Origin of the sequence: Schumannella sp. 10F1B-5-1, from assembly GCF_006517535.1 — a bacterium.
In the GTDB taxonomy this organism is placed as follows: domain Bacteria; phylum Actinomycetota; class Actinomycetes; order Actinomycetales; family Microbacteriaceae; genus Schumannella.
Window position 1 is genome coordinate 1 of record NZ_VHQH01000127.1, and the last position, 219, is coordinate 219.

Genomic DNA, 219 nt, shown 5'->3' on the forward strand with positions numbered 1-219 from the left:
GACACGGGGTAGAGCGTCTTCAGCTCGGTCCACAGCGCCTCGAGGTCCCAGTCGTCGCTGGATCCCTCGGCCGTGTGCTCCTCGACGACCTCGCCGACCACGTCGGTGAGGAACTTCTGCACGCGGTCGTGCAGGTCGTCGCCCTCGAGGATGTGACGGCGGTCGGAGTAGATCGCCTCGCGCTGACGGTTCAGCACGTCGTCGTACTTGAGCACGTTC

At 65.8% G+C, this 219-nt stretch carries 1 protein-coding gene; it reads right to left on the reverse strand.

Annotated elements, in window-relative coordinates; all coding sequences use genetic code 11:
• On the reverse strand, positions 1-219 hold a 219-nt coding region (locus FJ658_RS15190), incomplete at both ends, for a hypothetical protein (protein ID WP_141146218.1).